The organism is Pseudomonas caspiana (assembly GCF_002158995.1).
Lineage (GTDB): Bacteria > Pseudomonadota > Gammaproteobacteria > Pseudomonadales > Pseudomonadaceae > Aquipseudomonas > Aquipseudomonas caspiana.
In genome coordinates this window covers 34,568-51,936 of the sequence record NZ_LOHF01000031.1, presented here as the reverse complement: position 1 = coordinate 51,936, position 17,369 = coordinate 34,568, and the positions used below count along the sequence as shown (strand labels likewise).

Genomic DNA, 17,369 nt, shown 5'->3' with positions numbered 1-17,369 from the left:
CCTCGTAACCTCGGTGAGCTCCTACAGGTCCAATGTTCGCATCACGACAACCGCACACCGGGCGTCAGGGTCGCGGGCAAAGTCAGGCTGCTGCTCTCCAGTGATGCCACCGGATACGCGCAATAATCCGCCGCGTAATAGGCGCTCGCCCGATGATTGCCGGATGCACCCACACCCCCAAACGGTGCGCTGCTCGCGGCGCCGGTCAACTGCTTGTTCCAGTTCACGATCCCCGCCCGGCTTTCCAGCCAGAACTGTTTGTAACGCGATTCAGAGTCCGACAGCAGACCGGCAGCCAGGCCGTACTGAGTATCATTGGCCAGCGCGATGGCCTCATCGAAATCGATATAACGCAGCACTTGCAACAGCGGACCGAACAGTTCCTCATCAATGGGATCACTGACCTCGGAAACATCAATGACGCCCGGTGTCAGCAACGCCGCCGTCGCGCGAGGCTGAGTCATCTCCAGCAATGCCGTAGCGCCATTGGCGAGCAGTTGTTCCTGCGCTGCCAGCAAGGCACTGGCGGCGTGCAGTGAAATGACCGAGCCCATGAACGGCGCAGGCTGCTGATCGTAAGCGCCCACTTCGATGTTGCGCGTGACCTCAACCAGACGCTCAAGAAAGGCTTCCCCCCACGGCCCTTGCGGCACCAGCAAACGCCGGGCACACGTACAACGCTGTCCGGCAGAAATGAAAGCGGACTGGATGACCGTGTACACCGCCGCTTCTACATCGGTAACTTCGTCGACGATCAGCGGGTTATTGCCACCCATTTCCAGCGCAAGAATCTTGTCGGGACGACCGGCAAACTGCTGATGCAGAGCATTGCCGGTACGGCTCGAACCGGTGAAAAACAGCCCGTCGATGCCTGAATTGGCGGCCAGAGCGATACCGGTTTCACGACCGCCCTGTAGCAGGTTCAACACCCCGGCAGGCAAACCGGCCTCGATCCAGCACTTGACCGTTAGCTCAGCGACTTTCGGGGTCAGCTCGCTGGGCTTGAATACAACGGCGTTGCCCGCCAGCAAAGCCGGGACGATATGGCCATTGGGCAGATGCCCGGGAAAGTTGTACGGCCCGAACACTGCCACCACGCCATGTGGCTTGTGGCGCAGCACCGCATTTGCGTCGCCCAGCGGACCACTTTTCTCGCCGGTACGCTCCCGGTAGCTCTGCACGGAAATAGCGATTTTGTTGACCATGCTGGTCACTTCAGTCGCGGACTCCCAGAGAGGCTTGCCCGTTTCTTCACCAATGCATTGCGCCAAGGCATCGGCCTGGTTTTTCAGTTTCGCGGCGAAAGCTTCCAGCACCGCGATACGCTCTTCCAGGGTCCGGCTGGCCCAGGCAGGAAAAGCCTGTCGCGCAGCGCCCACTGCAGCCTCTACTTGAGCAGTCGTTGCGCCTTGCCCGGACCACACAACCTGCTGAGTCACTGGATTGAGCGACTCGAATGCCTCTCCCTGCCCGGCCTGCCAGTTACCTGCGATATACAGAGTGCTCATCAGACAGTCTCCCGTGCAGGCGACAGCGGAACCGCCCGGACATTGTCGCCCGCACTCAGGCGCAGACGCTTCGCCGTCGCCGGAGCGACCACTAATGTGCCGGCAGCAAAACGCGCCGCGCCCACGGTAATACGGCAATCTTCGCGCTTGCGGTTGTGAATCAGGAACTGCGTCGCATCGTCGCCCGGAGTGCCGATAGCCAGCACCAACGGGGCGCTGTCACGCACGGCGCGGATCTTCGCGGTTTCACATTCAACCGCCGGACCTGCATCGAAGATGTCCACGTAACCCTGATAACTGAAGCCCTCGGCCTTGAGCATGGTCAGCGCTGGCTCGGTATCGGCGTGCACGCGACCGATCACGTTACGAGCGTCTTCAGAAAGGAAGCAGCTGTACAGCGGAAACTTGGGCATCAGTTCAGCAATGAACGCCTTGTTGCCGACGCCCGTCAGGTAGTCCGCCTGACTGAATTCCATTTTGAAGAAGTGTCGACCCAGACTTTCCCAGAACGGCGAACGACCATTTTCATCGGACATGCCACGCATCTCGGCAATGATCTTGTTGCCGAATAACTGCGGAAACTCAGCAATGAACAACATCCGCGCCTTGGCCAGCAGACGCCCGTTCAACCCGTTACGGTGATCGCTGTGCAGGAACAACGAGCACAGCTCGGAATTACCGGTCAGGTCATTGGCGAGAAACAGGGTCGGGATTTCGCGATAGATGTTCAATTCTTGAGAGGCGCTGACCGTCAGCCCCACTCGATAGTTGTACCAAGGCTCACGCAGGCCAACTGCACCGGCAATGGCGGAAATACCTACCACCCGGCCATCGTCATCTTCCAGCACAAAAAGGTAATCCGCGTCACCGCGCCCGGCTTCGCCGCGAAAGGTCTTTTCCGCCCAACCGACCCGGTGCGCCAAGCGTTCTTCATTGGCGGGCAAGGTCGTCAGGCCAGCGCCTGTGCTGCGCGCCAACTCGATCAGCGCGGGCAGGTCACTGCTGCTTACGGGACGAACGATCATGCTATCTCCTCAATGCCGCTTCCCTCGGGAAACGGCGAAACTCGCTAAACCAGCAATCCACATTCAAATGGCGTATCAGACCGCCACGACCCGCACGCTCGCATCTTCACCGACACCCAGCGCTTCGGCTGCCGCCAGACTCAGGGCCACCGGCTTGCCTGGCGCCCAGTCCAGCTCCAGCAATATCGCCCGATAATCCTGCAGCAGACCATTGGCAACCAGATACAAGCGGCCGCCTGAACCGGTATCAGTGGATCGTTGTGCATCGATTTTAACGGGCACCAGGCGGCTCTGAGCGATAGAGCGAATCCCGGATACCCGCGCATGCAGAGTCGGGCCACCGTCGAAGATGTCGATGTAGTGATCCGTTTCGAAGCCTTCGCGCATCAGGATGTCGAAGGTGATCTGCGCCCGCGGATGTACCTGCCCCATGGCTTCCTGGGCAGCGTCCGGCAGCAGCGGCACGTAGATCGGATAATGCGGCATCAGCTCGGCGAGGAACGTCCGGCTTTTCAGCCCGCACAGGCGCTCGGCGGCGGCGTAGTTCAAATCGAAGAAATTGCGGCCGATGGCGTCCCAGAACGGCGAGTCGCCATTTTCATCGCTGTAACCGACGATCTCGGTCACCACCGAATCCGCGAAACGCTCCGGATGGCTGGCCACGAACAGCAGGCGGCCACGGGAATTAAGCTCCGACCACGCGCTGCCCACCAGTTCAGGCACCACGTAGAAACTGGTCAGCAAACTATTGCCGGTCAAATCGTGGCACTGGGACAGGACGTGAATCTTGTTGTGAATCTTCAGCTCACGAGAGGCGTGAACGAAGGTTTCGTTGCGGAAGCTATAGAAGGGTTCGGAATAACCCGCCGAAGCGACAATCCCCGAACAGCCCACCAAACGCCCGCTTTCACTGTCTTCCAGCACGAAGAAGTAGGTCTCTTCGCCGTTGAAGCTCACTTCGGCCGCGAATGAGGCTTCCGAAGCCGCGATCTTGTCGCCCAGACGACCCGCATCGTCAGGCAGGGACGTGACACCAATCGGGCTGTCGGCAGCGAGGCGTTGAACCTCGGCCAGATCAGCCATTTGCGCGGGGCGCATCACGAGCATGGTGCCACTCCTTACCAGAACACAGACCGGTCATACCCGGCACAGAAAAAAAGCGCCACATGGATCAACGCCACATGGCACAGGAAAATGTCCGACGCTTACCGTGCAGGCAAACGTCGGAAGGTGTTGCGTTGAATCAGCGCGACCTCAAGCCTGAGTCAGCTTGGCCACAGCGCGCTCGAAGCGATCCAGACCTTCGTCGATATCAGCCTCTTCGATCACCAGACTTGGAGCGAAACGCACCACGTCAGGCCCGGCTTGCAGAATCATCACGCCTTCATGCTCGGCGGCATTGAAGAAGTCCTTGGCCTTGCCTTTCCAGGCGTCGGTCAGTACGCAACCGATCAACAGGCCCATGCCGCGAACCTGAGTGAAAACACCGTACTTCTCGCCGATCTGCTCCAGACGCGCTCTGAACTTCGCGTGTTTGGCCGTTACGCCATCGCGGACTTCCTGAGTGTGAACGACGTCCATCACTGCGTTACCCACCGCACACGCCAAAGCGTTGCCGCCATAGGTCGTGCCGTGAACGCCGACAGCGAAGTGCTTGGCCAGCTTTTCGGTGGTCAGCATGGCCGCCATCGGGAAACCGCCACCAATGCTCTTGGCGCTGGAGAGGATGTCCGGCGTGACTCCGTAATTCATGTAGGCAAACAGACGACCGCTGCGGCCCATGCCGCTTTGCACTTCATCGAAAATCAGCAGCGCTTTGTGCTCGTCGCACAATGCGCGGGCACCTTGCAGGTATTCGAGTTCGGCAGGCAGTACGCCGCCTTCACCCTGAATAGGTTCCAGCACCACGGCGCAGGTCTTGTCGGAGATCGCGGCCTTGAGCGCGGCCAGATCGTTGAACGGCACATGGGTGATGCCGGTGATCTTCGGCCCGAAGCCGTCGGAGTACTTGGACTGACCACCTACGGTCACGGTGAACAGCGTGCGACCGTGGAAGCTGTTCAGCGCAGCAATGATTTCGTACTTGTCCGGACCATACAGATCATGGGAAACACGACGCGCCAGCTTGAAAGCGGCTTCGTTGGCTTCAGCACCGGAGTTACAGAAGAACACACGCTCGGCGAACGTGGCATCCACCAGCTTCTTCGCCAGACGCAGGGCCGGCTCGTTGGTGAACACGTTGGAAACATGCCAGAGATTGTTGGCCTGCTCAGTCAAGGCACCCACCAGCGCCGGATGGCAATGGCCCAGTACGTTGACGGCAATCCCGCCGGAGAGATCCACCAGCTCACGGCCCGCCTGGTCCCAGACTCGGGAACCCGCACCGCGCACAGGGATAAACCCGGCTGGAGCGTAATTGGGGACCATTACCTGGTCGAAATCGGCGCGTTGCACCGCAGCTTGCTCAACGGACATCGGAGTCTCCTGAAGAGGAACGCCTGCCTGAAACTGGCGAGCGATGGGAAGATTGTAAGGACTGGTTTCACTCCGGCCTTGCCGCCAGGCGACAACTTGTTACAGCACAAAACCGGGTTTTTCGGTGACTTTCGGCAATGCGACATTAAGCATCGCAAAGGCGCAGTTTAAACGTTGCGGGCGGATTGTTGCAGATGCAGATGATTTGATTTGGCTAGATACATTCACCCCTGTAGGAGTGAGCTTGCTCGCGATAGCGTTTTGTCAGAATCATATGGGTGACTAAAAGAACGCTATCGCGGCCTCGCGGGGCTCGTGCACTCCTACAGGTCCGCTGTTTGCCACGCGGCAGCGCGGTGTCAGCGGCAAATGATCAGCTCAATCGCCAAAACCAGCAGGACTTACCCCCGCTCTGCAGGCACCGACGATAATTCAAACGGGCTGCTACTGCGGCGCTGGTTGCGGTCTTCACGGGGAGTAGCGCCGAAGAAGTTGCGATAGGCGCTGGAGAAGTGTGGCCCGGAGGAGAAGCCGCAAGACAAGCCGATCTGAATAATCGATTTGCTGGTCTGCATCAGCATCTGCCGCGCCTTGTTGAGGCGCAGCTCCAGGTAATACTGGCTTGGCACGCGATTGAGGTATTGCTTGAAAATCCGCTCCAGTTGACGCCGCGAAACACAGACGTGCTGGGCGATTTCGTCAGTGGTCAGCGGTTCTTCGATATTGGCCTCCATCAACAGCACCGCCTGGGTCAGCTTGGGATGGCTGGAGCCGAGACGATTCTGCAACGGAATACGCTGACGCTCGCCGCCTTCACGAATGCGCTCAACCACCAGTTCTTCAGACACGGCCCCCGCCAGTTCAGCACCATGATCACGAGCCAGCACGGCCAGCAAGAGATCCAGCACCGACATTCCGCCACATGCCGTCAAGCGATCACGATCCCAGTCAAACAGATGGCTGGTGGCAATCACCTTGGGGAAACGCTCGGTGAAATCATCCTGCCAGCGCCAGTGCACGGCAGCCCGGTAACCATCCAGCAGTCCCAACTGAGCGAGTGGGTAAACCCCCGCTGACAACCCGCCAATCACGCAACCGGAACGCACCAACTGCTTGAGCGCCGAGGCCAGCGTGGAGTTGACTGCCGCAGGCGGTTCATCAGCCAGCAAAAACAGCTTCTGACAACCTTCCAGCCGCCCCGCCCAAGGTTCGCCGGGCAACTGCCAAGCGCCCTCGGCAGGCGCTTCGGCTTGTAGAAACGACAGTTCGTAAAGCACTTCCGGGTGGACGCGCTGGGCGACACGCAAGGCTTCCTCAGCCAGCGCCAGAGTCAGGGCTTTGGTGCTGGGCCAGATAAGAAAACCAATTCGTTGAGCGGTCATGGCGTGCAATCCGAAACGTATCGCGGTAATTAAAACTGTGTACACAGCTTATGGGGCGGGCATCGCAACGCCCAGACTGAATCTCTAACAATCAGCTCATGCTGCTTGCCGCGCAGCATGAACTGTTACGCCTCGAAAGGCATTGTCAAAACGTAGCTTTTCGTTACTTCAAGCTACCTGACAGGAACTGCTGCAAACGTTCGGACTGCGGGTTGACCAGCACTTTACGGGGATCACCGCGCTCTTCGACCACGCCTTTGTGGAGAAAGATCAACTGATTGGACACTTCACGGGCAAAGCCCATTTCGTGCGTCACCACGACCATGGTCCGACCTTCCTGAGCAAGGGCCTGCATGACTTTGAGCACATCGCCCACCAGCTCAGGGTCCAGCGCGGAAGTTGGCTCATCGAACAGCATGACCTCCGGCTCCATCGCCAAGGCACGGGCAATGGCCACGCGCTGCTGTTCACCACCGGACATATGCCCCGGATAGGCGTCTTTACGATGAGCAACGCCTACTTTGGCCAAGTAATGCTCGGCTTTTTCCAGCGCTTCTTTTTTCGACACGCCCAGAACATGCACTGGCGCTTCAATGATGTTTTCCAGCGCGGTCATGTGCGCCCACAAGTTGAAGTGCTGGAACACCATGGACAGGCGCGAACGCATGCGTTGCAGCTGTTTCGGGTCCGCAGCGCGCATGCTGCCGTCTTTGTTGGCGACCAGCTGAAGCTCTTCGTTATTGAGCAGAATCTTGCCCGCATGGGGCTGTTCAAGAAGATTGATGCAACGCAGGAAGGTACTTTTGCCCGAACCACTGGAGCCGATGATGCTGATCACATCGCCCGCTTTGGCGGTCAGGGAAACACCCTTGAGCACTTCATGGCTGCCGTAGCGTTTGTGCAGATCCTGGACTTCCAGTTTGTTCATGCTTTCAGTTCTCACAAATGGGTCAGTCATTGAGCAAGCGACCCTGACGTCGGGCAGTACGACCTGCCACTTTGGCCAACCAGAAACCCGGCTGGGCGTAACGCAACCGCTCGATGGCAAACAACACCCCGGCGGTATTCGAACAAACGGTGCTGACCCGGTCAGACAGCGGATCAATCACCTCAAACAGCGGATCCCCCACTTCGACCCAGGCTCCCGCTTCGCGCAGAAAACTCACCACACCCGGGTGCGGTGCAAACAACAACTCTGTGCCTTCGAACGGCATGCCTTCGCATTCTTCGTGGGCAGCCTGCGGCCAGTCACCACTGATGAAGCCTTGCTCGGCAAGGAATGCCAGGATGCCCTCGGCATGTGCTTCGGCCTGAGTTTTGCCGGTATCGGCCTGGCCGCCCAACTCAATGGTGGTTGCCAGACACGCCAGAGGGATCTGCGCGTCAGGGAAAATCCGCGACAGACGCAACCACGGCAATGAGCAGGCTTCGTCGAAAGAGCTGCCGCCGGAGTCTTCTGCCAGCAAGGCGACTTGCACATTCAAATGCGCCGTCAGCGAGCGCCATTGCGGCCAGTGCTGCGGCAAGGCGTACAGGTGCAATGCAGCGTCAGCATCGCAATGCAGGTCGAGCACCACATCGGCAACGCACGCGTGACTCAGCAGAATCCGCTGCATGCCGCGCAGCTCACTCTCTGCTGGAGGCAGATTTGCCAGCACCGTGGTCATCGCCTTGCGGATCAACTGCACATTGCTGTGCGGATCATCGCCCAACTGACCCTCAAGCAACTCGGCCACCGGCTCGCTCAGTTCGGAGAAATCGCGATTGAAGTTTTTGCCGCTGCCGAACTCGAAGCGCCCTTGATGCGCGCCTTGCAGCAATTGGCCCAAACCAATCGGGTTAGCGACCGGAACCAGTTCGATAACACCCTTGAGTGCGCCCTGCTCTTCCAGCTCAGCCAAACGTTTCTTCAGCTCCCAGGCGGTGCGCATCCCCGGCAACTCATCAGCGTGGAGGCTGGCCTGGATGTAGGCTTTGCGCTCGCCGCTGCCGAAGCGAAACACGCTCAGTTGGCGCTCGGTGCCGAGGGTACTCCACGGCAATACATGATCGGTTCTTTGCATGTCAGGCCTTCCGGGGTGCGAGGTAGCCCAGCCAGCGGCGTTCAGCCAGCTTGAACAGGCGCACCAGGATGAATGTCAGGCACAGGTAGAACACGCCTGCGGTGATAAACGCCTCGAAGGGCAAAAAGCTTTCGGAGTTGACCGCGCGGGCCGCACCGGTGATGTCGACCAGGGTCACGCTGGAGGCGAGACTGGTAGTCTGCAACATCATGATCACTTCGTTGCTGTACTGCGGCAACGCCCGACGCAAGGCCGAGGGCAGCAGGATACGACGATACATTTTGGCCTTGGACATGCCCATGGCACGCGCCGCTTCAATCTCGCCCGCAGGCGTAGCCTTGAGGCTGCCAGCAATGATTTCGGCGGTGTAAGCGCTGGTATTGATCGCAAACGCCAGACAGGCGCAAAAGGTCGCACTGGATAGCCACGGCCACATGAAGCTCTCGCGCACAACGGCAAATTGCGCGAGCCCGTAGTAGATCAGGTAGAGCTGCACGAGCATCGGCGTGCCACGGATCACATAGGTATAGAGCCAGGCAGGCAGGTTCACCCAAGGCTTTTTCGACACCCGCATCAGGCCCAATGGCAGCGCCGCCAACAGGCCGAACGCCAGGGCGATGCCGAGCAACTCAAGGGTAGTCAGCAGGCCGGAGAAATACAGCGGCAGACTGTCCCAGATGACGTTGTAATCAAAAATCACAGGTCAGCCGCCCTTACTCCAACGGAGTAACGCTTTTCAATAAGACGCAGGGCCAACAGCGAGACGCTGGTAATCAGCAGATAAATCGCGGCCACTGCGAGGAAGAACGTGAAAGGCTGACTGGTAGCGTCGCCTGCCTGCTTGGCCAGAAACATCATGTCCTGCAGACCGACCAGCGAAATCAGCGCCGTCGCCTTGGTCAGTACCAGCCAGTTGTTGGTGAAGCCGGGGATCGCCAGGCGAACCATCTGCGGCACCAGAATTCTGAAAAACACTTTGGAATGGCTCATCCCGTAAGCAAGGCCTGCTTCGGCCTGCCCTTTTGGAATGGCCATGAATGCCCCGCGAAAGGTTTCCGACAGATAAGCACCGAAGATGAAACCCAAGGTGCCAATACCGGCAGCCAACGGGCTCAGGTCGATGTAATCATCATGACCGAGCATTGGCGCAATGGTGTTCAGCGCACCCTGACCGCCATAGAAAATCAGCAGAATCAGGACCAGATCGGGAATCCCGCGAATCACGGTGGAATACACGTCACCCAGCCAGGCCAGCCAGCGCACCGGCGACAAACGCAACGACACACCAATCAGGCCCAGGACGATTGCCAGCGCCATCGACGACAGGGCCAGTTGCAGCGTCAGCCCTGCGCCCTCGAGGATGACAGCCCCGTAGCCATTCAACATGTTATGCGGTCCTCATGGGTGTAAAAAATGGCGCTAGCCGCGAACCCGATAACGGCTTCTGGCTGCGCCATTCAGACGACAGGTTTACTTGCCGTAAACGTCGAAATCGAAGTACTTGTCCTGAATTTTCTTGTATTCGCCGTTAGCGCGAATTGCAGCGATGGCGGCGTTGATACGATCAACGTTGGCCTTGTCGCCTTTGCGAACAGCGATACCGATGCCGTCACCGAAATAGGTCGGATCGGTGAACGCCGGACCGGCAAAAGCATAGCCCTTGCCCGAATCGGTTTTCAGGAAACCATCCTGCAACAGGGTCGCATCCGCAACGGTGCCGTCCAGACGACCGGCCTTGATGTCCAGGTAGATTTCGTTCTGAGAGCTGTAGGACTTGATCTCGGCGCCCTTCGGCTCAAATACTTTTTTGGCGAAAGTATCGTGGATCGTTCCACGTTGCACGCCGATCTTCTTGCCTTTGAGTTCATCCAGGCTGTCGCTGATGGTCGTGCCTTCCTTCATGACCAGACGCGCCTGAGTGCTGTAGTAGCGATCAGTGAAGTCGACAGACTTTTTGCGGTCTTCGGTGATGGACATGGAAGACAGGATTGCGTCGATCTTGCGTACTTTCAGCGCAGGGATCAGGCCATCGAACTCTTGCTCGACCCACGTGCACTTGACCTTCATCTCAGCACACAGCGCGTTGCCGATATCGTAGTCGAAACCAACGATGCTGCCGTCCGGCGCCTTGGAAGCAAACGGAGGGTACGCCGCTTCGATACCGATTTTCAGAGGCTTTTCGTCTGCGAACACTGGCTGCGCCAGAACGGTCAGCGCCATCGCGCCAAGCAGCATGAGCTTTTTCATTGTCAGGACTCCGTCGGTAAAACACGACAAATGGCAGCGTGAGCGAAAGCCCAGGATGCGAAGAGGACTATTGGAGGTAGACGCCTGGCGGCTGGGACCGGTATCCGGACCTGCAAGCCTGCGGCGAGTGAGCGGCATTTTAACGGGACACACGAAGTCGATATTTCTTCAATGCGACAACTAGTTACAGATGCGCCAAAAATCGCGACATGCACATTGACAACCAAAACCGGTTATGCCAAGGCATCGAAAAGAACAACCAGTGATTACAGCAAAATGCGCGCCCATTATTGGCAAAGCCTTGTAATACGGCAAGGGTGGCATTGCCGCATGTTTAACTGCCAGGCATTTGTGTAGTGAATTCCTACAGAAATGAGGCGCAATGCCTCATAAGCGAGAGTGGCGTTACCGGAGCAGTGGGATGGGTAACAGGCCGATATATATCCTGGTTGGATGAAGCTGAGATTTCGTGGAGCCTGAGGTTTTGTGCTACCCCCAATCGCGAGCAACCTCTGCCCCCACAGGAATCACTGATGACGTGGGACCGGCTTTAGCCGGGAAGAGGCCGGGACAGACACTGAATCTTTATCTGCAGAAATACCGTCTTCCCGGCTAAAGCCGGTCCCACGTCATCAATCAGCTTGCGGGGCAACATAGAATCTCCCACATGAGATAGCGTTCTCCTGCGGGAACCGAGCTTGCTCGCGATCGGAACGCTGCGGTCTCGATCGGGAAAACAAAAAAGCCCCACCCGGCTCACACCGGATGGGGCTCTTTCAAGCGCTGACTATCAAGCCACGCTCATGGTCTTGTGCGTGTCGATCAAATGCTGCACAACGCTTGGATCTGCGAGGGTTGAAATATCACCCAGCGAATCGTATTCACCGGTGGCGATCTTGCGCAGGATGCGGCGCATGATTTTCCCGGAGCGGGTCTTGGGCAGACCCGGCGCCCACTGGATGACGTCAGGTGAAGCAATCGGGCCGATCTCTTTACGGACCCAGTTACGCAGCTCGATCCTCAGCGCTTCGTCCGGGACTTCGCCACCATTGAGCGTCACATAGACGTAGATGCCCTGCCCTTTCAAATCATGCGGCACACCGACCACTGCGGCTTCGGCGACTTTCGGGTGAGCGACCATCGCGCTTTCGATTTCAGCCGTACCCATGCGGTGGCCGGAAACGTTAAGCACGTCATCCACGCGACCGGTGATCCAGTAGTAACCATCTTCGTCACGACGCGCACCGTCACCCGTGAAGTACATGCCGCGGAAGGTCTTGAAGTAGGTGTCGACGAACCGGTCGTGGTCGCCGTACAGCGAACGCGATTGCCCAGGCCATGAATCGAGGATCACCAGGTTACCTTCGGCAGCACCCTCGATCAGGTTGCCAAGGTTATCCACCAAGGCCGGGATCACGCCGAAAAACGGACGCGTCGCCGAGCCAGGCTTGAGGGCAGTGGCGCCCGGCAGCGGGCTGATCAGGATGCCCCCTGTCTCGGTCTGCCACCAGGTATCAACAATCGGGCAGTTTTTATTACCGATAGTGTTGTAGTACCAGTTCCAGGCTTCCGGGTTGATCGGCTCGCCCACCGAACCCAGCAGGCGCAGGCTTGAGCCGTCAGCGCCTTCAACCGACTTGGTGCCTTCGGCCATCATTGCGCGAATCGCAGTCGGTGCTGTGTAGAGGATGTTGACCTTGTGTTTGTCGATGATCTTCGACAGGCGAGTGATGTCCGGATAGTTCGGTACGCCTTCGAACAACAGCGTGGTCGCGCCGTTGGCCAGCGGGCCGTAGACGATATAGCTGTGGCCAGTCACCCAACCCACGTCGGCGGTGCACCAGTAGATTTCACCCGGCTTGTAGTCGAACACACGCTCGTGGGTCAGCGCGGCATACAGCAGATAACCGCCTGTGGTGTGCAACACGCCTTTCGGCTTGCCGGTCGAGCCAGAGGTGTAAAGAATGAACAGCGACTCTTCAGCACCCATTTCTTTCGGTGCGCAGGTCTCGGAAGCCACTTCCAGCAGCGAGTGGTACCAGATGTCGCGGTGACGGTTCCATTCGATGTCGCCACCGGTGCGTTTGCAGACGATGACTTTCTGTACGCTGGCGGTTTCCGGGTTGGTCAGTGCCCGGTCAACGTTGGCTTTCATGGCAGTTTTTTTGCCGCCGCGCAGACCTTCGTCAGCGGTGATCACCACTTTGGATTTGCAGTCGATGATGCGGCCAGCCAGCGCTTCGGGAGAGAAACCGCCGAACACCACCGAGTGAATCGCACCGATGCGGGCACAGGCCAGCATGGCGACCACGGCCTCGGGGATCATCGGCATATAGATAGTCACCACGTCGCCACGGTGTACATCCTGACCGCGCAAGGCGTTGGCGAACTTGCAGACTTCGGCATGCAACTCGCGGTAAGTAATATTGCGGCTTTCGGAAGGATCGTCACCTTCCCAGATGATTGCGAGGGTGTCGCCGCGTTCTTCCAGATGGCGATCCAGGCAGTTATAGGCAACGTTCAAAGTGCCATCGGCAAACCATTTGATATCGACACGGTGGTCATCGAAAGAGGTCTGCTTGACCGAGGTAAAAGGTTTGATCCAGTCCAGACGCTGAGCTTGTTCACGCCAGAAGCCATCGGGATTGACCACCGACTGCTGGTACATGGCCTTGTAGGTCGCCTCATCGGTCAGCGTGCTCGCTGCGACTTCTGGGCGGACGGGGTACAGGGAAGCTGCACTCATCTTGGTTACCTCGGTGGATAGTTGTTGTTTTATGCCCCTGTTGTATCCGCCTGTCGGCGCCGGGACCATTCGACGATGGTCTTACCGTTTACCGGTCGCGAGCCGTAGAGGCGATTGAAAATGCACCCATCTTCAAGCCTGCACACGGTCAAAAGGCTCTGGCCCGGACCGCTCAGGGATTGTTGCCAATTCGCTCAATAGTGTTTATCAAAACTGTTTCTATATGAAGTTAGGTGACAAGCATAGAATCGACTTCGCCCAACAAGGCACATGATTAATAACTGACAGCCCCCCACGGCGAGTTAATTATCCTCTGATACAAGCTTCACACATCGCTCTAAAAGGGCGATGTGCCCCCTTTCGAACTCAAGAAGGTAAAGCAGAAATGAAAGTTTCACTGTTGGTTCTGGCACTCTGTGGTTTCAGCACATTTGCAATGGCTGAAGAATCCGGAGCAAAAGTTGCTGCCCAACAAGCTCGCGTCGAGCAATACACCTACGGCAGCCACCCTGACATCGCCAAAGTCATCTCCATCACCGCCATTCCTGATGTCTGCAAGGTAGTGCCAATGCGCATGACCTATGAAGACTCCAAAGGCCAGCAGCATGTGATGGGCTACCAGGTAATGGGTAACGGGTGCAGTAATAGTTGAGTGACATCCGTCAGGCAATTATGGGTAGGAGGCAACTTGTTGGCGAGACGGCGTATCAGGTAAACATTTGCTGATATGCCAATATCTCGCGAACAAGTTCGCTCCTACCGACATTTATCATCCGGCTTGCTGCAACTGCTTAACCCATAGTCCCGCAACTTGTTAGCCACCGTTGTATGGGAAACACCCAAGCGCTTTCCAAGTTGCCGACTGCTGGGATATTCAGAATAAAGGCGCTGCAATATCGCCTTCTCAAAACGTCCGACTATCTCTTCCAACCCACCTTCGATGGAAAATTCCGCCAACGGATCGCGCACGCCGTAATCCGGCAAGCGAATGTGTTCGGCTCTTACCGTCCCGCCCTCGCACAACGAAACAGCCTGGAACAGCACATTCTCCAACTGCCGAACGTTGCCGGGCCATTGGTAATGACTCAGACGCTCCAGAGCGGCAGTTGCAATGTTGGGTAATGGGCAACCGATCTGACGGCTGGCCTGATCCAGAAAATGCTCCACCAGCGGCCCGAGACCATCCAGGCATTCACGCAACGGCGGGATGTGCAGGGTCAGGACGTTGAGGCGATGGTAGAGGTCCTCACGAAACTCACCTTTCGCGCAAAGCTCAGACAAATCTTTCTGGGTTGAACACATGACTCGCACATCGAGAAAAACATCCTCGTCACTGCCAACGCGCCGGAAGCAACCGTCCTGCAGAAACCGCAGCAGCCGGGCCTGCATGCGCAAACTGAGTTCACCCACACTGTCGAGAAACAGCGTGCCGCCAGCTGTCAGCTCCAACAGACCCAGCTTGCCTTCAGCTCGCGCCCCATCGAATGCGCCGGGGCCATAACCGAACAACTCGGTCTCGGCCATGGCATCAGACAGGCCCGAGCAATTCATCGCCATCAACGGCGACTGCCCACGCGGGCTGGCGAGGTGGCAGGCTCGGGCCAACAGTTCCTTGCCGGTGCCCGTCTCACCTTCAATCAATAAGGGTGCGTCCAGCGGCGCCATGCGTCGGGCTTCACGCACCACCGCGGCCATGACTCGGGAGCTTTGGAAAATACTGTCGAAACCGCGCAGCTCTTCTTTGCGCACTTGATAGATCTGCTCACCGACCCGATCGGCACGATGCAGGGTCAATACCGCCCCGGCCATTGCTTCACTGTCGTCATGGAGGGACTGCAAGGGCGCGATGTCCGCAAGAAACGCATCACCACGAATGGTCACTCGCAGGCCATTGATCCGAGACTTGTTACTGCGGATCAGTTCGGGCACATCGAGGTCTTGTGCATAACGCGCCAACGCAATACCCGGCACTTCATCCACGCGCACGCCCAGTAACTGAGCGGCGGACCTGTTAGCCGCAACAATCGAGCCGCCCATGTCGATGGATAACACCGGAAACTCCAGCGCGCCAAGCAATGCGTCCAACTCCATATGCCGCCGCTCACTGGGCATTAGCCCCACGCGCTTGACGCCAAATACGCCCGCAATGGCTTCGAAGCGCGGGCGCAAAGACTGGAATTGCAGATTGATCAGGTTCGGGCAGTGCAGATAGATCGCGTCGCCGTGCTCCCCGCCCACCTCGCCCCTGGCGACGTTGACGCCATAGGACGCCAGCAGTTCGAGAATATCGCGAGTCATACCGATGCGGTTCTGGCAGTGCACTTTGATGCGCATGGCGGATGAATCCTGTGGCTGTTGTTATTTTTGTGATGAACTGAAGTTTCGCGTCAAGAATTCGTGACAGCGCTGAAGCTAAAAACCCCCGGCTGACGACAAGATAATCAGGGTTTCTGCCATCTCGTAAAGATTTCTTTACGAGATGGCAGCTTTATCCATCTACTCGAAGCGAAGCGCTGGCATCCAGAAAGCCTGAAACGCGCTATTCATGACTCTGGGCGTTCGCAACAAACCCAATAAAAAGAACCCCAAGGAGAGCTGCATGAGCCATACGAAATACGTGGCACGCGAACCCGACGCCCATGGGGTCATCGACTACCCCGACGCCGAGCATGAGGTCTGGAACACCTTGATCACCCGGCAGATGAAGGTGATTGAAGGACGTGCCTGTCAGGAATACCTGGACGGCATCGAGCAACTGGCCCTGCCCCATGAGCGCATCCCGCAACTGGCGGACATCAACCGCGTTCTGGGCACGGCCACCGGCTGGCAAGTGGCACGAGTTCCGGCACTGATCCCGTTCCAGACTTTTTTCGAGTTGCTGGCAAGCAAGCAGTTTCCCGTGGCGACGTTTATCCGCAGTCAGGAAGAACTGGACTACCTGCAAGAGCCGGACATCTTTCACGAAATCTTCGGTCACTGCCCGCTGCTGACCAACCCCTGGTTTGCCGAATTCACCCACACCTATGGCAAGCTCGGCCTCAGTGCCAGCAAAGAACAGCGCGTCTATCTGGCCCGCCTCTACTGGATGACCATTGAATTCGGGCTGGTTGATACGCCGCAAGGGCGCAAAATCTATGGCGGAGGGATTCTCTCCTCGCCTAAAGAAGCGGTCTACAGCCTCTCGACGGCGCCGGAGCATCAAGCGTTCAGTCCAGTGGAGGCGATGCGCACGCCTTACCGGATCGATATTCTGCAACCCTTGTATTTTGTGTTGCCCGACTTGAAGCGGCTGTTCGATCTCGCTCAGGAAGACATCATGGGTATGGTCGAGCAAGCCATGCAGCTAGGGCTGCATGCACCGAAATTCCCACCTAAAAATCCATCCGCTACCCAAGCGGCCTGAACAGGAAACCTATTCATGACCCAACTATCCCAAGCCAGCTGCGAGGCCTGCAGCGCCAACGCTCCGCAGGTCAGCGAGGCCGAACTGCCAGAGTTGTTGATGCAGATTCCGGACTGGAACATCGAGGTCCGCGACGGCGTGATGCAGCTGGAAAAAATCTACCTGTTCAAAAATTTCAAATTCGCCCTGGCGTTTACCAATGCCGTGGGTGAAATAGCCGAAGCAGAGGGGCATCACCCAGGCCTGCTGACCGAATGGGGCAAAGTGACCGTGACTTGGTGGAGCCACTCGATCAAAGGCCTGCACCGCAACGACTTCATCATGGCGGCGCGTACTGATGAGGTGGCGAAAAGCGCTGAGGGGCGTAAATAAAATTTCTCAGGCTGACATCAATACCTGTGGGAACTGGGCTGGGTCTGGGCGGCATTCCGACGATAAACAATAACGCGGTATGTCGTCTGCCTGCATCTCATGCATCGCGGGCAAGCTCTGCTCCCACAAGATTGCATTGCAAATCAAG

Annotated in this window: 15 protein-coding genes; 3 read left to right on the top strand and 12 right to left on the bottom strand. The window is 57.7% G+C overall.

Annotated elements, in window-relative coordinates:
• Window positions 1-41: 41 nt before the first annotated feature.
• From astD to acs, 11 genes are all read right to left on the bottom strand, one after another.
• Window positions 42-1,511 carry a succinylglutamate-semialdehyde dehydrogenase gene (gene astD / locus AUC60_RS24985; RefSeq protein WP_167384396.1) on the bottom strand — a complete coding sequence of 490 codons (1,470 nt, stop codon included), beginning with the start codon at window positions 1,509-1,511 and terminating at the stop codon, window positions 42-44.
• On the bottom strand, window positions 1,508-2,533 hold the full coding sequence (astA, locus tag AUC60_RS24980; RefSeq protein WP_087273892.1) for an arginine N-succinyltransferase: 1,026 nt from the start codon (window positions 2,531-2,533) through the stop codon (window positions 1,508-1,510). Before astA ends, astD begins: the two co-directional genes overlap by 4 nt.
• A gap of 75 nt (window positions 2,534-2,608) precedes the next feature.
• Window positions 2,609-3,640: an arginine/ornithine succinyltransferase subunit alpha gene (aruF, locus tag AUC60_RS24975; RefSeq protein ID WP_027900076.1), complete on the bottom strand. Its 1,032-nt coding sequence runs from the start codon at window positions 3,638-3,640 to the stop codon at window positions 2,609-2,611.
• Between the two features lie 147 nt (window positions 3,641-3,787).
• Window positions 3,788-5,008: an aspartate aminotransferase family protein gene (locus tag AUC60_RS24970; RefSeq protein ID WP_087273891.1), complete on the bottom strand. Its 1,221-nt coding sequence runs from the start codon at window positions 5,006-5,008 to the stop codon at window positions 3,788-3,790.
• A gap of 401 nt (window positions 5,009-5,409) precedes the next feature.
• On the bottom strand, window positions 5,410-6,390 hold the full coding sequence (argR, locus tag AUC60_RS24960) for a transcriptional regulator ArgR (protein WP_087273887.1): 981 nt from the start codon (window positions 6,388-6,390) through the stop codon (window positions 5,410-5,412).
• Between the two features lie 163 nt (window positions 6,391-6,553).
• Complete coding sequence (locus tag AUC60_RS24955; RefSeq protein ID WP_087273885.1) at window positions 6,554-7,318, bottom strand: ABC transporter ATP-binding protein; 765 nt, start codon at window positions 7,316-7,318, stop codon at window positions 6,554-6,556.
• Window positions 7,319-7,340: 22 nt separating this feature from the next.
• Window positions 7,341-8,453 (bottom strand): succinylglutamate desuccinylase/aspartoacylase family protein, encoded by a 1,113-nt coding sequence (locus AUC60_RS24950; RefSeq protein WP_087273884.1) that lies wholly within the window; start codon window positions 8,451-8,453, stop codon window positions 7,341-7,343.
• A gap of 1 nt (window position 8,454) precedes the next feature.
• A complete protein-coding gene (locus AUC60_RS24945; RefSeq protein WP_087273882.1) occupies window positions 8,455-9,153 on the bottom strand; it encodes an ABC transporter permease in 699 nt (232 codons plus the stop codon).
• Complete coding sequence (locus AUC60_RS24940; RefSeq protein ID WP_087273880.1) at window positions 9,150-9,839, bottom strand: ABC transporter permease; 690 nt, start codon at window positions 9,837-9,839, stop codon at window positions 9,150-9,152. Before AUC60_RS24940 ends, AUC60_RS24945 begins: the two co-directional genes overlap by 4 nt.
• A gap of 84 nt (window positions 9,840-9,923) precedes the next feature.
• Window positions 9,924-10,700 (bottom strand): ABC transporter substrate-binding protein, encoded by a 777-nt coding sequence (locus AUC60_RS24935; protein ID WP_087273878.1) that lies wholly within the window; start codon window positions 10,698-10,700, stop codon window positions 9,924-9,926.
• A gap of 790 nt (window positions 10,701-11,490) precedes the next feature.
• The gene (acs, locus tag AUC60_RS24930) at window positions 11,491-13,446 is read right to left on the bottom strand and encodes an acetate--CoA ligase (protein ID WP_087273876.1); all 1,956 of its coding nucleotides are present in this window, start codon (window positions 13,444-13,446) and stop codon (window positions 11,491-11,493) included.
• 385 nt (window positions 13,447-13,831) lie between these two features.
• Here acs and AUC60_RS24925 point away from each other — a divergent pair, with 385 nt between their 5' ends.
• On the top strand, window positions 13,832-14,098 hold the full coding sequence (locus AUC60_RS24925) for a DUF2790 domain-containing protein (protein ID WP_087273874.1): 267 nt from the start codon (window positions 13,832-13,834) through the stop codon (window positions 14,096-14,098).
• A 104-nt stretch (window positions 14,099-14,202) separates the two neighbouring features.
• On the opposite strand, the gene AUC60_RS24920 is transcribed toward AUC60_RS24925, so the two are convergent.
• Window positions 14,203-15,780, bottom strand: a complete 1,578-nt coding sequence (locus tag AUC60_RS24920) for a sigma-54-dependent transcriptional regulator (RefSeq protein ID WP_087273872.1) — start codon at window positions 15,778-15,780, stop codon at window positions 14,203-14,205.
• Window positions 15,781-16,045: 265 nt separating this feature from the next.
• Here AUC60_RS24920 and phhA point away from each other — a divergent pair, with 265 nt between their 5' ends.
• Both phhA and AUC60_RS24910 read left to right on the top strand, forming a co-directional pair.
• Entirely contained in the window at window positions 16,046-16,849 is an 804-nt protein-coding gene (gene phhA / locus AUC60_RS24915) for a phenylalanine 4-monooxygenase (protein WP_087273870.1), read from the top strand.
• Between the two features lie 15 nt (window positions 16,850-16,864).
• The gene (locus AUC60_RS24910) at window positions 16,865-17,221 is read left to right on the top strand and encodes a 4a-hydroxytetrahydrobiopterin dehydratase (protein WP_087273868.1); all 357 of its coding nucleotides are present in this window, start codon (window positions 16,865-16,867) and stop codon (window positions 17,219-17,221) included.
• Window positions 17,222-17,369: the final 148 nt, after the last annotated feature.

Bases quoted from the DNA above. Each gene is read 5' to 3' on its own strand.
- astA (WP_087273892.1), bottom strand. From the start codon at position 2,533: ATGATCGTTCGTCCCGTAAGCAGCAGTGACCTGCCCGCGCTGATCGAG.
- aruF (WP_027900076.1), bottom strand. From the start codon at position 3,640: ATGCTCGTGATGCGCCCCGCGCAAATGGCTGATCTGGCCGAGGTTCAA.
- AUC60_RS24970 (WP_087273891.1), bottom strand. From the start codon at position 5,008: ATGTCCGTTGAGCAAGCTGCGGTGCAACGCGCCGATTTCGACCAGGTA.
- argR (WP_087273887.1), bottom strand. From the start codon at position 6,390: ATGACCGCTCAACGAATTGGTTTTCTTATCTGGCCCAGCACCAAAGCC.
- AUC60_RS24955 (WP_087273885.1), bottom strand. From the start codon at position 7,318: ATGAACAAACTGGAAGTCCAGGATCTGCACAAACGCTACGGCAGCCAT.
- AUC60_RS24950 (WP_087273884.1), bottom strand. From the start codon at position 8,453: ATGCAAAGAACCGATCATGTATTGCCGTGGAGTACCCTCGGCACCGAG.
- AUC60_RS24940 (WP_087273880.1), bottom strand. From the start codon at position 9,839: ATGTTGAATGGCTACGGGGCTGTCATCCTCGAGGGCGCAGGGCTGACG.
- AUC60_RS24935 (WP_087273878.1), bottom strand. From the start codon at position 10,700: ATGAAAAAGCTCATGCTGCTTGGCGCGATGGCGCTGACCGTTCTGGCG.
- acs (WP_087273876.1), bottom strand. From the start codon at position 13,446: ATGAGTGCAGCTTCCCTGTACCCCGTCCGCCCAGAAGTCGCAGCGAGC.
- AUC60_RS24925 (WP_087273874.1), top strand. From the start codon at position 13,832: ATGAAAGTTTCACTGTTGGTTCTGGCACTCTGTGGTTTCAGCACATTT.
- AUC60_RS24920 (WP_087273872.1), bottom strand. From the start codon at position 15,780: ATGCGCATCAAAGTGCACTGCCAGAACCGCATCGGTATGACTCGCGAT.
- phhA (WP_087273870.1), top strand. From the start codon at position 16,046: ATGAGCCATACGAAATACGTGGCACGCGAACCCGACGCCCATGGGGTC.
- AUC60_RS24910 (WP_087273868.1), top strand. From the start codon at position 16,865: ATGACCCAACTATCCCAAGCCAGCTGCGAGGCCTGCAGCGCCAACGCT.